Source organism: Nocardioides aequoreus, assembly GCF_000720335.1.
Classification (GTDB): domain Bacteria; phylum Actinomycetota; class Actinomycetes; order Propionibacteriales; family Nocardioidaceae; genus Marmoricola; species Marmoricola aequoreus.
This window is the reverse complement of sequence record NZ_JOJN01000004.1, coordinates 318,558-331,561: the sequence shown is the minus strand read 5'-3', so window position 1 is coordinate 331,561 and position 13,004 is coordinate 318,558. Positions and strand designations below refer to the sequence as shown.

13 protein-coding genes are annotated in these 13,004 nt (G+C 74.2%); 5 read left to right on the top strand and 8 right to left on the bottom strand.

Features of this window, described 5'->3' with window-relative positions:
- The first annotated feature begins 57 nt into the window (after positions 1-57).
- On the top strand, positions 58-909 hold the full coding sequence (locus tag IG63_RS0110470; RefSeq protein WP_030484322.1) for a PAC2 family protein: 852 nt from the start codon (positions 58-60) through the stop codon (positions 907-909).
- Between the two features lie 11 nt (positions 910-920).
- Here the strand turns inward: IG63_RS0110470 and mshC are convergent, their stop codons facing one another.
- From mshC to IG63_RS0110450, 4 genes are read right to left on the bottom strand one after another with little or no spacing between them, the layout of a single operon-like run.
- Complete coding sequence (gene mshC, locus IG63_RS0110465) at positions 921-2,177, bottom strand: cysteine--1-D-myo-inosityl 2-amino-2-deoxy-alpha-D-glucopyranoside ligase (RefSeq protein WP_030484321.1); 1,257 nt, start codon at positions 2,175-2,177, stop codon at positions 921-923.
- A gap of 25 nt (positions 2,178-2,202) precedes the next feature.
- Complete coding sequence (locus tag IG63_RS0110460) at positions 2,203-3,009, bottom strand: SCO1664 family protein (RefSeq protein ID WP_036195034.1); 807 nt, start codon at positions 3,007-3,009, stop codon at positions 2,203-2,205.
- Positions 3,006-3,599 (bottom strand): DUF3090 family protein, encoded by a 594-nt coding sequence (locus tag IG63_RS0110455; RefSeq protein WP_030484319.1) that lies wholly within the window; start codon positions 3,597-3,599, stop codon positions 3,006-3,008. Before IG63_RS0110455 ends, IG63_RS0110460 begins: the two co-directional genes overlap by 4 nt.
- Positions 3,600-3,657: 58 nt before the next feature.
- Positions 3,658-4,359 (bottom strand): histidine phosphatase family protein, encoded by a 702-nt coding sequence (locus IG63_RS0110450; RefSeq protein ID WP_030484318.1) that lies wholly within the window; start codon positions 4,357-4,359, stop codon positions 3,658-3,660.
- A 42-nt stretch (positions 4,360-4,401) separates the two neighbouring features.
- Between IG63_RS0110450 and corA the strand changes: the two genes are divergently transcribed.
- The gene (gene corA, locus IG63_RS0110445; RefSeq protein WP_030484317.1) at positions 4,402-5,382 is read left to right on the top strand and encodes a magnesium/cobalt transporter CorA; all 981 of its coding nucleotides are present in this window, start codon (positions 4,402-4,404) and stop codon (positions 5,380-5,382) included.
- 6 nt (positions 5,383-5,388) lie between these two features.
- Here the strand turns inward: corA and IG63_RS0110440 are convergent, their stop codons facing one another.
- A complete protein-coding gene (locus IG63_RS0110440; protein ID WP_030484316.1) occupies positions 5,389-6,213 on the bottom strand; it encodes an undecaprenyl-diphosphate phosphatase in 825 nt (274 codons plus the stop codon).
- A gap of 65 nt (positions 6,214-6,278) precedes the next feature.
- Between IG63_RS0110440 and IG63_RS0110435 the strand changes: the two genes are divergently transcribed.
- Together IG63_RS0110435 and IG63_RS20650 are read left to right on the top strand one after the other, a co-directional pair.
- A complete protein-coding gene (locus IG63_RS0110435) occupies positions 6,279-7,235 on the top strand; it encodes an aldo/keto reductase (protein WP_030484315.1) in 957 nt (318 codons plus the stop codon).
- On the top strand, positions 7,232-7,471 hold the full coding sequence (locus IG63_RS20650; RefSeq protein ID WP_036195031.1) for a DUF5703 family protein: 240 nt from the start codon (positions 7,232-7,234) through the stop codon (positions 7,469-7,471). The genes IG63_RS0110435 and IG63_RS20650 overlap by 4 nt, the downstream gene beginning before the upstream one ends.
- A 197-nt stretch (positions 7,472-7,668) precedes the next feature.
- Here the strand turns inward: IG63_RS20650 and IG63_RS0110425 are convergent, their stop codons facing one another.
- Positions 7,669-8,985, bottom strand: a complete 1,317-nt coding sequence (locus tag IG63_RS0110425; RefSeq protein WP_030484314.1) for a M20/M25/M40 family metallo-hydrolase — start codon at positions 8,983-8,985, stop codon at positions 7,669-7,671.
- A gap of 81 nt (positions 8,986-9,066) precedes the next feature.
- Positions 9,067-9,429, bottom strand: a complete 363-nt coding sequence (locus tag IG63_RS0110420; protein ID WP_030484313.1) for a hypothetical protein — start codon at positions 9,427-9,429, stop codon at positions 9,067-9,069.
- A 457-nt stretch (positions 9,430-9,886) separates the two neighbouring features.
- On the opposite strand from IG63_RS0110420, the gene IG63_RS20645 reads away from it, so the two are divergent.
- Complete coding sequence (locus IG63_RS20645) at positions 9,887-10,519, top strand: M23 family metallopeptidase (RefSeq protein WP_157210104.1); 633 nt, start codon at positions 9,887-9,889, stop codon at positions 10,517-10,519.
- Positions 10,520-10,559: 40 nt separating this feature from the next.
- Here the strand turns inward: IG63_RS20645 and IG63_RS0110410 are convergent, their stop codons facing one another.
- Complete coding sequence (locus IG63_RS0110410) at positions 10,560-12,917, bottom strand: bifunctional FO biosynthesis protein CofGH (protein WP_051706539.1); 2,358 nt, start codon at positions 12,915-12,917, stop codon at positions 10,560-10,562.
- Between the last annotated feature and the right edge of the window lie 87 nt (positions 12,918-13,004).

Genomic DNA, 13,004 nt, shown 5'->3' with positions numbered 1-13,004 from the left:
GGACCCGGACCGGTGCGTCCTGACCGGTACCGCATGGTGGCCGCCTAGGCTGAGCCGGTGATCGAGATCGAGGACGTCCCGCCCCTGCGCGACGCCGTCATGGTGGCCGCCTTCGAGGGCTGGAACGACGCCGCCTCAGCGGCCTCCGGCGTGATCGACCACCTGATCGAGGTGTGGGACGCCCACGTCGTCGCCGTGCTCGACCCCGACGAGTTCTACGACTTCCAGGTCAACCGCCCCGTCGCCGGGGCCGACGACGAGGGGATGCGCCGCATCACCTGGCCCTCGACCCGCATCTACGTCGCCCACCCACCCGGGTCGACGCGCGACGTGGTGCTGCTCCGGGGGCTGGAGCCCAACATGCGCTGGCGGCAGTTCTGCGCCGAGCTGCTCGCCTGCGCCGACGACCTCGACGTGCAGCTGGTGGTGACCCTCGGGGCGCTGCTGGCCGAGGTCCCCCACAGCCGGCCGATCGCGGTCAGCGGCAGCGCCACCGAGCTCGACCTCGAGGACCGACTGACCCTGGAGCCGTCGACGTACGAGGGGCCGACGGGCATCGTGGGCGTGCTCCAGGACGCCTGCGTGCGCCTCGACGTCCCCGCCGTGTCGTTCTGGGCCGCGGTGCCGCACTACCTGCCGCAGCCGCCCTGCCCCAAGGCCACGCTGGCGTTGCTCGCCCAGGTCGAGGACGTGCTGCAGGTCAGCGTGCCGCTCGGCGACCTCCCCGAGGACGCACGCGCCTGGGAGCGCGGCGTCGCCGAGCTCGCCGAGGAGGACGAGGACGTCGCGGAGTACGTCCGCTCGCTCGAGGAGAGCCAGGACGCCGCCGAGCTGCCCGAGGCCAGCGGCGAGGCCATCGCGCGCGAGTTCGAGCGCTACCTCAAGCGGCGCGACGACCCCGGCACCTGAGCGGCGCCGACCTAGAGCGCCAGCCCGAGCGAGGCGTCGAGCAGGGCGCGGACGACGTCGGCGCTGCCGGCCTCGCCCGTCCCGGCCGGCGGCTCCGTCTGCGCCCAGCAGTCGACCAGCGCCAGCGCCCGGGGGGCGTCCAGGTCGGCGGCCAGCGCCTCGAGGACCTCGCGCACCAGGTCCGCGGTGGGGGCGCCGGCGTCGCGGTCCAGCGCCGCCCGCCACCGGGCGAGGCGCTCGCGCGCGGCCTCGAGGTCGGCGTCGACGTAGGTCCAGTCGCTGCGGTAGTGGTGGGCGAGCAGCAGCAGCCGGATCGCCATGGGGTCCTCCCCCGCCTCGCGCAGCCGCGAGACCAGCACCAGGTTGCCCTTGGACTTCGACATCTTCTCGCCGTCGAGGCCGACCATGCCCGCGTGCACGTACGCCGCCGCGAAGCGGTGGCCGTCGAGCACCTGCGCCTCGGAGGCGCTCATCTCGTGGTGGGGGAAGACCAGGTCGCTGCCGCCGCCCTGCACGTCGATCGGGCCGTGGGCCGCGACGTCGAGGTGCTGGCGCGCGATGGCCGAGCACTCCACGTGCCAGCCGGGTCGTCCCCGGCCCAGCGGGGAGTCCCAGGCGGGCTCGCCCGGACGCGCCGCCTGCCACACCAGGCAGTCGAGCGGGTCCTTCTTGCCGGGCCGCTCCGGGTCGCCGCCGCGGTCGGCGAAGACCTCGAGCATCTGCTCGCGGGTCCACCCCGAGACCTCGCCGAAGGCGGGGTCGTGGGCGACCGCGAAGTACAGGTCGGTGCCGTGCTCCCCGCCGACCTCGTAGACGCTGCCGGTCTCGACGAGCTGCTCGACCATCGGCACGATCAGCGGGATCGCCTCGACCGCCCCGACGTAGGCGTCGGGCGGCAGCACCCGCAGCGCCTCCATGTCGGTGCGGAAGAGCTCGGTCTCGCGCTCGGCCAGCTCCTCCCAGTCCTGAGCGGTGGCGGCGGCGCGCTCGAGCAGCGGGTCGTCGACGTCGGTGACGTTCTGCACGTAGCGCACGTCGTGGCCGGCGGAGCGCCAGGCCCGCTGCAGCAGGTCGAAGGCGACGTACGTCGCCGCGTGGCCCAGGTGGGTGGCGTCGTAGGGCGTGATGCCGCAGACGTAGAGCCGGGCGGCGCCGCTGCCCGGTCGGCTCTCGCGCAGCCCACCGGTGGCGCTGTCGTGCACCTGCACCTCGGGGCCGATGGCAGCGCCCGGGAGCCGTCCCGGGCCGGGCGAGGTCCACGCACGCATGCCGCGAGGGTAGTCGGGGGCCGACTCAGAAGGGCGGCCAGGGGATGCTCGGCCACCCACCCCGGGGCACCGGGAAGGCGCCCTGGCGCAGGAGCCGCTCGCACCGCCGGGCGACGGCGTCGACCTCGTCGAGCGTCAGCAGGTCCTCGAGCTGCTCGCGCAGGTCGCCGTGCAGCCCCGTGAGCACGTCCTCGACGCCACGGCGCTCGTCGTCGAGCAGCGGCAGCCCGGCCCAGCCCCAGAGCACGGTGCGCAGCTTGTCCTCGACGTGGAAGCAGACCCCGTGGTCGACGCCCCAGCGGTGGCCGTCGCCGGCGAGCAGCACGTGGCCGCCCTTGCGGTCGGTGTTGTTGGTGACGACGTCGAGGACGGCCATGCGTCGCAGGGCGGGCGTGTCCTCGTGCACGAGCGACAGCGGCTCGTCGTCGGCGCCGGTGGCGTCGAGCACGTGCAGGTAGCCCGGCGGCAGGGAGCCCTCGGGGACCAGGTCGACGGGGTCCGGGGTCCCGGGCTCCGGCTCGACCTGCTCCTGCCAGCGCTGCACCATGCCCGGGCCCGCGGGTCCGTCGCGCAGCACGGTCGGGGGCACCACGCCCCACCCGGCGTGCTCGGAGACCAGCCAGGCGGCGTACTCGCGCGCCGCGAGGGTGCCGTCGGCGAAGTCCCACAGCGGTCGCTCGCCGGAGACCGGCTTGTAGACGCACCGGGGCCCGTCCTCGCCGCCCAGGGCCGCGAGGAAGGTGTGGTTGGACGCGGGCATGATCCGGCCCAGGACCACCAGCTCGCCGGTGACCAGCTCGGTCATCGGGTCCTCGGAGGCCGCCGTGCTCATCCGCTGCTGCGGCGGTAGCCGTTGGCGCGCGGGCACAGGTGGCCGGAGGGGTCCATCGGGCTGCCGCAGAAGGGGCACGGCTCGCGGCCCGCCCCCACCACCGACTCGGCGCGGGCGGCGAAGGCCCGCGCCATGGCGGCCGGCATCCGCACCAGCAGGAGCTCCTCGGGCTCGGGCTCCTCGATCGGCAGGTCGGCCAGCTCCTGCTCGGCCGCCTCCAGCGGCACCTCGATCTCGACCTCGGCGACGGGGAAGACCTCGACGACGACGCGCTCGTCGGCGGCGTCCCAGGAGAGCGTGATCGTGCCGGCCCGGAAGTCCTCCTCGATCGGCTGCTCGAGCGGCTCGGCGTCGATCATCGAGACCGGCGTCATCGCCGGGATCGTGTCGCGGGTCTCCTCGCCGGCGATCAGCTCGTCGAGCAGCTCGCCGATGCGCTCGCCGAGGATCTGCACCTGCTGCTTCTCCAGGGCCACCGAGGCGATCCGGGAGCCGGCCCGGGCCTGCAGGAAGAAGGTGCGCTGTCCGGGCTCGCCGACCGTGCCGGGCACGAACCGGTCCGGCGGGTCGAAGCGGTGCACGACGGGCATGGCCCTGACTCTAGTCAGCCCGCCCCGGTGCCCCGTCCGGGCCTCGACCGGGTGCCCGTCAGGTCCCGGCGGGGCCGGCGCCCCCGCCCACGACGGCGTCGCTCGACGTACGCCGTCGGCGGCCGCGGCGCGGGGCGGCCGCGAGGTGCTTGAGGGACCCGGAGGTGGAGTTGGAGGTCAGCACGAAGGTGCGCTCCGGGGTGTAGCGGACCACCGAGAGGCTGGCGGGGTCGACGACCACGCGCTGGAAGGCGTCGAGGTGCATGCCCAGGGCGTCGGCCAGGACCGCCTTGATGACGTCGCCGTGGGAGACGGCCAGCCACACGGCGTGGTCGCCGTGCTCCCCGGCGACCAGCGCGTCGCGCTCCCGCACGGCACCGACGGCCCGGGCCGACATCTCCGCCATCGACTCCCCGCCGGGGAAGCGCGCGGCCGACGGCTGGGCCTGGACCACCTTCCACAGCGGCTCCTTGGCCAGCGACCGCAGCTCGCGACCGGTCCACTCGCCGTAGTCGCACTCGGTCAGGCCACGGTCGACGACGGCCTCCACCCCGGGCGCCAGCAGCCGGGCCGTCTCGCGGCAGCGGGTCAGCGGGCTCGACACGACGGCCGCCAGCGTCAGGCCCTCGAGCCGCTCCGCCGCCGCGGCCGCCTGCTCGCGCCCGCGGTCGTCGAGCCGTACGCCGCTGCTGCGTCCGGCCAGCACGCCGGAGGCGTTGGCCTTCGTGCGCCCGTGGCGCGCCAGGATCACGGTGGCCATGGGCGGAGACTACGCGTCGTACGGTGACCCCGTGAGGTCGCGATGATCGTCGACAACGCGCTCTACCGCGACGGGGAGCGCGTCCAGCTGGGGTGCAGCACCGAGGACCTCGGTGCCGTGCACGACCAGGCCACCGGTGAGCACGACTTCGTGTGGATCGGGCTGCACGACCCGACCAGCGAGGAGCTGGGCGCCGTGGCCGAGATCTACGGCCTGCACGAGCTCGCCGTCGAGGACGCCCTGTGCGCCCACCAGCGACCCAAGGTCGAGCGCTACGGCGACTCGCTCTTCCTGGTCCTCAAGACGCTCTGGTACGTCGACGAGGACGACGCCGTGGAGACCGGGGAGATCAACCTCTTCGTCGGGCGCGGCTTCGTGGTCACGGTGCGTCACGGCAGCGGCTCCTCGCTCGGCGACGCCCGCAGCCGCCTGGAGTCCAACGCGCCGCTGCTCGCCCACGGGCCGGCCGCGGTGGTGCACGCCGTCTGCGACGACGTCGTCGACCGCTACGAGGAGGTGGCCGCCGAGCTCGTGGAGGACGTCGACGAGGTCGAGGAGTCGGTCTTCTCCGACCAGCGCACCGACGACGGCGCCCGGATCTACGTCCTCAAGCGCGAGCTCGCCGAGATGCGCCGGGCCGTGCTGCCGCTGCGCGAGCCGATGGCGCGCTTCGCCTCGGGCAGCTCGCCGGCGGTGCCCAGCGAGGCCGCGCCGTACTTCCGCGACGTCGCCGACCACCTCTCGCGGGTCGCGGAGACCGTTGACACCCTCGACGGGCTGCTCTCCACGGCCTTCGACGCCCACCTGGCGCAGATCTCGATCCGGCAGAACGAGGACATGCGCAAGATCTCCGCCGTGGTCGGCCTGGTCGGCGCCCCGACCCTGATCGCCGGCATCTACGGCATGAACTTCGACCACATGCCCGAGCTCCACTGGACGCTCGGCTACCCGATGGCGATCGGGCTGATGGCGCTCAGCGTCGTCGCGGTCTGGGTGCTGTGCAAACGCGCCGGCTGGATCTGACGGCTGCTAGGCGCTCAGCACGCCGGCGTACAGCAGCCCCATGGTGAGCAGGCCGAGGGCGATCCGGTAGACCACGAAGGGCATGTAGGAGCGCGTCGAGACGTAGCGCAGCAGCCAGGCGATGGCGGCGTACCCGACGAGGAACGAGACCAGGGTGGCCACGAGCGTCGGCCCCCAGCCGTAGGCGTTGTCGCCCGCACCGATGTCGGGCAGCGTGAAGAGCCCGGCCCCGACGACCGCGGGGATCGCGAGCAGGAAGGCGAAGCGGGTGGCCGCCTCCCGCTCGAGCCCGAGGAAGAGGCCCATCGAGATGGTGGCGCCCGAGCGCGAGACTCCCGGGACCAGGGCGAGCGCCTGGGCGCAGCCCATCAGCACCGACTGCCGCAGGCCGATCTGCTTCATGCTGCGCTCCTGCGTCGCCGTGCGGTCGGCGACGCCGAGCACCACGCCGAGCACCACGAGCATCGTGGCGACGACCCACAGGTTGCGGAAGTCGCGCTCGATGACGTCCTTGAGCAGGATGCCCAGCACCACGATCGGCAGCGAGCCGACGATGACGTACCAGCCCATCCGGGCGTCGAGGTGGCCGCGGTACTCCGGCTTGACCAGCGACCTCAGCCAGGTCGTGGCGATGCGCCAGATGTCCTTGCGGAAGTAGAGCAGCACCGCGACCTCGGTGCCGATCTGGATCACCGCGGTGAAGGCCGCGCCGGGGTCGCCCCAGCCGAACCACTCCGGGAAGATCCGCAGGTGGGCGCTGCTCGAGATCGGCAGGAACTCGGTCAGGCCCTGGATCAGGCCTAGGACGACGGCCTTGAGGAGGTCGAGCACCCGATGAGTGTAGGAACGGCGAGGCGCGACCCGCTCGCCGGGACACGCTCGCTACCGTGCCGGGTATGCAGCAGCGTCAGCTGGGCCGCACCGGCCTCCGCGTCTCGCGGCTCGGGCTGGGCACGCTCGGCTGGGGCACCAGCACCGACGAGCACGAGGCCCGCGACCAGCTGACGACGTACGTCGCGGCGGGCGGCACGCTGCTCGACACCGCCCACGTCTACGGCGGCGGCGCCTCCGAGGAGATGGTCGGACGGCTCGTCGGCGAGGTGGTGCCCCGCGACGAGGTCGTGGTCGCCACCAAGGCGGGCTTCACCGTGCGCCGCGGCGCACGGCGCTACGACACCTCCCGCGGCCACCTGCTCGCCGCCCTCGACCTCTCGCTGCGGCGTACCGGCCTCGACCACGTCGACCTCTGGCAGGTGCACGTCTGGTCCGACGAGACCCCGTTGGAGGAGACGCTCGCGGCGCTCGACACCGCGGTGAGCAGCGGCCGCGCGGCGTACGTCGGCATCTCCAACTACGCCGGCTGGCAGACCGCCCAGGCGGCCACCTGGCAGCGGGCCGTGCCCGGCCGCGCGCCGCTGGCCAGCACGCAGGTGGAGTACTCCCTGCTCAACCGCGAGGTCGAGCACGAGGTGCTCCCCGCCGCGCGGGCGCTGGGTCTCGGCGTGCTGCCCTACTCCCCCCTCGGCCGCGGGGTCCTCACCGGCAAGTACCGCACCGGCATCCCCAGCGACTCCCGCGGCGCCGAGAGCGCGGGGCTGGTCGACCCCTACCTCGACGACGACTCCGGCCGGGTGGTCGAGGCGGTGCTCAAGGCCGCCGACGGGCTCGGCTGGTCGCCGGTCGAGGTCGCCCTGGCCTGGGTGCGCGACCGCCCCGGGGTCACCGCCCCGATCCTCGGCGCCCGCACCGCCGCCCAGCTCCGCGCCGCGCTCGGCGTCGAGGAGTGCGTCCTGCCCACCGAGATCGTCGACGCGCTCGACGACGTGTCCTCACCACGGGAGGCCCCGCGATGACGTCGGCCAAGGAGCGCAAGCGCCACGAGAAGGTCCTCCGGCCTGGGGTCGAGTACGAGTTCGAGCGGCTGCTGATCCCCCGCGAGGAGTCGCGCAGCGCCGTCACCCGGATGCTGGTCGAGCGTGCCGAGCGCGGCGGCTGGGAGCTCGACCGCGTGCGCATCTCCCACGACGGCACCCGGCGCGTGCAGCTGCGCCGCCGCATCATCCGGCAGCGCTACGCCTTCGTGGTCTGACACCCCGCCGAGACGTCACTCCCTGACACCCCACAGGTCACTCCCTGACAGCGGGCGGTCAGGCAGTGACTCCTCGGTGGTCAGCCAGTGACCTCTCGGCGGTCAGGCAGTGACCTCTCGGCGGTCAGCCAGTGACCTCTCGGCGGGCAGGGAGTGACCTCTCGGCGGGCGGGGGGCGACGTGGGGGCGGCGGAGGGCTAGAGCTTGCCGAGGAAGCGGTCGAAGACGCGGGCGCCGAACTCGAGTGCGTCGACCGGCACCCGCTCGTCGACCCCGTGGAAGAGCGCGGTGAAGTCGAGCTCCTCGGGGAGGCGCAGCGGGGCGAAGCCGAAGGCGCGCACGCCGAGCTCGTCGACGAACCACTTGGCGTCGGTGCCGCCGCTCATGAGGTACGGCGCCACGAGGGCGTCGGGGTCCTCCTCCAGGATCGAGGCGGTCATCGCGTCGGGCAGCTCGCCCGACCAGTCGGTCTCCAGGCCGTGCATGAAGGTGTCGAAGTCGACCTGCACGTCGGGACCGGCCAGCTCGCGCAGCGTGGCCTCGAACTCCGCCTCGTGGCCGGGCAGGAAGCGACCGTCGACGTGGGCGGTGGCCTCCCCCGGCACCACGTTGACCTTGTAGCCGGCGCGCAGCATCGTCGGGTTGGTGGTGTGGCGCAGGACGGCGCTGATCATCCGCGCCGCGCTGCCGAACTCCTCGACGAGGTCCTCGGCGTTCTCCGGCGTGGCCTCGGTGCCCGCGAGCTCGCCGACGGTGGCCAGCAGCACGCGCATCGTGGGGGTCAGCTGCACCGGCCAGCGGTGCCGGCCGATCCGCGCCACGGCCTCGGCCAGCGCCGTCACGGCGTTGTCGGGGTGACGCATCGAGCCGTGCCCGGCGTTGCCCCGCGCGGTGAGGCGCGTCCAGGCCATGCCCTTCTCGGCGGCCTCGACCAGGTAGAGCCGCCGGCCGCGCACGGTCGTGGAGAAGCCGCCGACCTCGCCGACGGCGTACGTGCAGTCCTCGAACCACTCCCGCTTGGCGCGCACGAGCGGCCCCGCCCCACGGTGGCCGCCCGCCTCCTCGTCGGCGGTGAAGCACATCACCAGCGGCCGGTCGGGCAGGACGCCGGCACGCGCGCGGGCGCGCACGACGGAGAGCAGCATGGCGTCGAAGTCCTTCATGTCGACGGCGCCGCGGCCCCAGACCGCCCCGTCGTGGATCTCGCCGCTGAAGGGCGGGAGCTGCCAGTCGTCCGCGTCGGCGGGGACGACGTCGAGGTGGCCGTGCACCAGCACGGGGTCACCCGTGCTGCCGCCCCAGCGCGCCAGCACGTTGGTGCGCCCCGGCTCGTGCTCCCACAGCGTCGTCTCGATGCCGACCTCGTCGAGCAGCGAGGCGACGTGCTCGGCCGCCTTGCGCTCCCCCGGCCCCTCGCCGTCGCCGTAGTTGGTGGTGTCGATGCGGATCAGGTCGCGACAGATCTCCACGACCTCGGCATCGGGCTGGTACGGCGCATCGGTCGGCTGGCTCATGGCCCCATCGTGCCCCGCGACCCGTGCCGGACAACCCCCGGACCCGCGCCGGCCCAGGAGACGGGGCTCAGCAGCGTAGGCTCAGGAAGGGAGCCGCGCACCCGCCCGGGGCGACATCGAGCGCGGCTCGGCCCAGCGCACCCGACCCTGGGCGTCGAGGACCCCCAGCTGCAGCATCTCGGCCACCGGGCGGTGCCGCTCGGCCTGCCAGGACCGCGCGCGCCACCAGGACTCGGCGAAGACCTGCACCTCGAGCACCTCGGTGCCCGGCGCCGCACGGGCGATGGTGCGCTCGCACCACGAGCGCGCCGAGGCCATGTCCGGCCAGCGACGCTCGACGACCACCTCGTCGTGCCCGCCCCCGGACTCGGGGACACGCAGCTGCAACCGACCGAGAGCGGTCGTGCCGATCCCCGACGCCGGCAGGGCGGAGGTGCCGTCCATGCGACCCACGGTAGGTCGCGCGCTGACCGAAACCCTCACACCGCGCTCGGCGGCGGCACACCTGTCTAGCCCGGTGGTGCCGGACCGGGCCGGACCCGTGTGGAGAGACCGCTGCGGGGGAATGTCGTGTACGTCGCTCGGGCTTCGCCGACGACGCGACGAGGACGTGAGTCCGCTCACGCCCCACGCCTGGGAGGCCGTGGAGGGCGTGACGCGGGTCACGATGCAAGCCCTCTCGACTTGCCTGGCCGGCACCGTGTCTGTCTCACTGGTGAGGCGTCCACCCGCCGACCTCTCGGTCGCTGCCGCGGTGGGCGCCCCTCACCACCCGTGGCTCGCGGACCCGCGCCCTGCTCGTCGCCGCCCACGGTGCACCCGACGCACGACCTCGACGAGCAGCTCACGGCCGGACTCGGGCTGACCCTGCTGGCGCCACGAGGTCGCCCACGGACCACTCATGCCTCACCGCACCCAGCACCCGCACCCGTACAAGCCCCGGCATCGCGCCCAGCGACACACCCGGCACCGCACTGCGGCGCGCCGGCCCCTCGCCGCAGGACTGCTCTCGGTGGCGCTCTCCGCGACCCTGGTCGCGGCCGCCCCCGGCCCGTCGGTCGCGGCCGACACCGCCGTCGCGCCACCGGGCGCGACGATCACGGGCACGGTGGTCGCCGGCACCACGCTGCAGCGCAAGCCGCCGCGCTGGTACTCCCCCGTCGACCAGGCCCGGCTGACCGCACGCTTCGGTCAGACCGGACTGTGGGCCAGCACCCACACCGGGCTCGACTTCGCCGCCCCCGAGGGCACGCCGCTGCGGGCGATCGGCGCCGGCGTCGTGGAGTCCGCCGGCTACGACGGCGCCTACGGCAACAAGCTGGTGCTCCGCCTCGCGGACGGCACCCGGCTCTGGTACTGCCACCTCTCGGCCTTCTCCGTCGCCCCCGGCGACCGGGTCGCCGCGGGTGGCGAGGTCGGCGCACTGGGCTCCACCGGCAACTCCACGGGTCCCCACCTGCACCTGGAGGTGCAGCCCCCGAGCACCGGGGCCGTCGACCCCGAGCCGTGGCTCGCCGAGCGCGGCGTGCTCTGAGCCCCGGAGCCCGGGCACCGGACCTCGGGACCGGGCGGGCTCAGGCGGGCTCGGCCAGCGTCGGCACCCGCCCGTAGAGCGTCGTCCGCTGCGCCAGCGGCCGTCCGGCGCGCTCGGCCAGACGGCGCAGGTCGTCGGGCGTGACCATCTGGCCGTGGGCCGCGCCGGCGGCCCGGCTGATGTTCTCGTCCATGAGCGTGCCGCCGAGGTCGTTGACCCCGGCCCGCAGCAGCTGCAGCGCCCCCTCCTGGCCGAGCTTGACCCACGAGGTCTGGATGTTGTCGACCAGCCCGCGGTAGGCGATCCGCGCGACGCTGTGCATCAGCACGGCCTCGCGCCAGGTCGGTCCGCGGCGAGCACCGCGCTTGAGGTAGATCGGCGCGGCCATGTGCACGAAGGGCAGCGGCACGAACTCGGTGAAGCCGCCGGTCTCGCGCTGCAGCGCGGCCGTGCGCAGCAGGTGCCTCGCCCAGTGCACCGGGCGCTCGACCGAGCCGAACATGATCGTGATGTTGCTCCGCAACCCCACGCGGTGGGCGGTGCGGTGCACCTCGAGCCACTCCTCGGTGTCGATCTTGTCGGGGCACAGCACGGCGCGCACCTCGTCGTCGAGGATCTCCGCGGCGGTGCCCGGCAGCGTCGAGAGCCCGGCGTCCTTGAGCCGCAGCAGGTAGGCCTCCAGCGGCTCCTCCAGGCGCCGCGCGCCCTCCATCACCTCCAGCGCGGTGAAGCCGTGCACGTGCATGTCGGGCACCGCATGCTTCACGGCCCGGGCGACGTCGACGTAGAAGCTGCCGTCGAAGTGCGGGTGGATGCCGCCCTGGAGGCAGACCTCGGTGGCCCCCCGCTCCCAGGCCTCGGCCGAGCGCTCGGCGACGTCGTCGAGGCTGAGCAGGTAGGGCTTGCCGCGCAGGTTCAGCGACATCGGCCCCTTGCTGAAGCCGCAGAAGGTGCACTTGTAGGTGCACACGTTGGTGTAGTTGATGTTGCGGTTGGCCACGAAGGTCACCTCGTCGCCGACGGTCTCGCGACGCAGCTCGTCGGCGAGGCCGGCCACGGCCGCGACCTCGCGCCCGCGCGCGCCGAAGAGCGTGACCAGCTCCGGCTCGCCCGGCACCTGGCCGTCGCGGACGCCGGCGAGCACCTCGGCGACGGCGCCTCCCGCGCGCGGACGCCCCGGCACCAGCGTCGGGGGCGTTGTGTCGGCGCCGGAGTACCACGCGGTGGATCGGCGTCCGATCTGCACGACCTCGGCCCCGGTGCCGACGTTGCCGGCGGCCTGGTGCCGCTCGGGCCAGGTGGCCCCGGGGTCGTCGCGGGCGAGCAGCTCGGCGTCGGCACGGTCGAGCACGGGGAAGCGGACGCGCTCGTCGAGCCAGCGCTCCGGGTCGGCGGCGTACGCCGCGTGCACGGTCAGGCGCGGCGCCATGGTCAGGCCGCGGCTCTCGACGGCCTCCCGCAGGGTGTCGAGCGCCGGCCAGGGACGCTCGGGGTTGACGTGGTCGGCGGTGACCGGGGAGACCCCGCCCCAGTCGTCGAGCCCGGCGTCGAGCAGGTCGCCCAGGCGGTCGGTCTCGGAGAGGTTGGGCGGCGCCTGCACGCGGACGTCGGGCGGCAGCACCAGCCGGGCCAGCGCGATCGCGCGCAGGTGGTCCTCCGGGGGGCACGGCGGCGCCGCACGCATGACCGTGCCCGGCTTGGGCAGGAAGTTCTGCACGATCACCTCCTGCACGTGGCCGTGCCGGCGGTGGCTCTCGGCGATCGCCTCGAGGGCCACCACGCGGTCGGCCTCGGTCTCGCCGATGCCGACCAGGATCCCGGTGGTGAAGGGGATGGCGAGCTCGCCCGCCGCCTCGAGCGTGGCCAGCCGGCGGGCTGGCACCTTGTCGGGCGCACCCCGGTGGGCCGCAAGGTCCTCGCGCAGCGACTCGATCATCATCCCCTGCGACGGGCTCACCTCGCGCAGCAGCGCCAGCTCCGCGGCCGAGACGGCGCCGGCGTTGGCGTGAGGCAGCAGCCCCGTCTCCTCGAGCACGAGCCCGGCGACGTGACGCAGGTAGTCGACGGTCGAGCCGAAGCCGTGCTCGTCGAGCCACGCCCGCGCCTCGGCGTACCGCAGCTCGGGCGCCTCCCCGAGGGTGAAGAGCGCCTCGTGGCAGCCGGCCTCGGCTCCCTGCGCGGCGATGGAGAGCACCTGCTCGGGGGTGAGGTACGGCGCCTCGACGTGCCGCGGGGCGGTGGCGAAGGTGCAGTAGCCGCAGCGGTCGCGGCACAGCCGCGTGAGCGGCACGAAGACCTTGGGCGAGTAGGTGACGCGGGTCCCCGTGGCGCCGGCGCGCACGTCGCGGGCCCGGGCGCCGAGGTCGCGGGTGGTCAGGTCGGTCAGTCTCGCGGTCACCGGGTGCCACTCCTCCTCGTGCTGTGCGGATGCCCTCGCTGCGTGAGGCACGCCTACCGTACTCGCGGGTCCGCGAGGCCAGGTGCT

Coding starts and splice junctions, on each gene's coding strand:
- IG63_RS0110455 (WP_030484319.1), bottom strand. CDS start 3,599: ATGCCCGTCGTGCACCGCTTCGACCCGCCGGACCGGTTCGTGCCCGGC.
- IG63_RS20650 (WP_036195031.1), top strand. CDS start 7,232: ATGACGTCGGCCAAGGAGCGCAAGCGCCACGAGAAGGTCCTCCGGCCT.
- mshC (WP_030484321.1), bottom strand. CDS start 2,177: ATGCGTGCGTGGACCTCGCCCGGCCCGGGACGGCTCCCGGGCGCTGCC.
- IG63_RS0110450 (WP_030484318.1), bottom strand. CDS start 4,359: ATGGCCACCGTGATCCTGGCGCGCCACGGGCGCACGAAGGCCAACGCC.
- IG63_RS20645 (WP_157210104.1), top strand. CDS start 9,887: ATGCCTCACCGCACCCAGCACCCGCACCCGTACAAGCCCCGGCATCGC.
- IG63_RS0110460 (WP_036195034.1), bottom strand. CDS start 3,009: ATGAGCACGGCGGCCTCCGAGGACCCGATGACCGAGCTGGTCACCGGC.
- IG63_RS0110435 (WP_030484315.1), top strand. CDS start 6,279: ATGCAGCAGCGTCAGCTGGGCCGCACCGGCCTCCGCGTCTCGCGGCTC.
- IG63_RS0110425 (WP_030484314.1), bottom strand. CDS start 8,985: ATGAGCCAGCCGACCGATGCGCCGTACCAGCCCGATGCCGAGGTCGTG.
- corA (WP_030484317.1), top strand. CDS start 4,402: ATGATCGTCGACAACGCGCTCTACCGCGACGGGGAGCGCGTCCAGCTG.
- IG63_RS0110420 (WP_030484313.1), bottom strand. CDS start 9,429: ATGGACGGCACCTCCGCCCTGCCGGCGTCGGGGATCGGCACGACCGCT.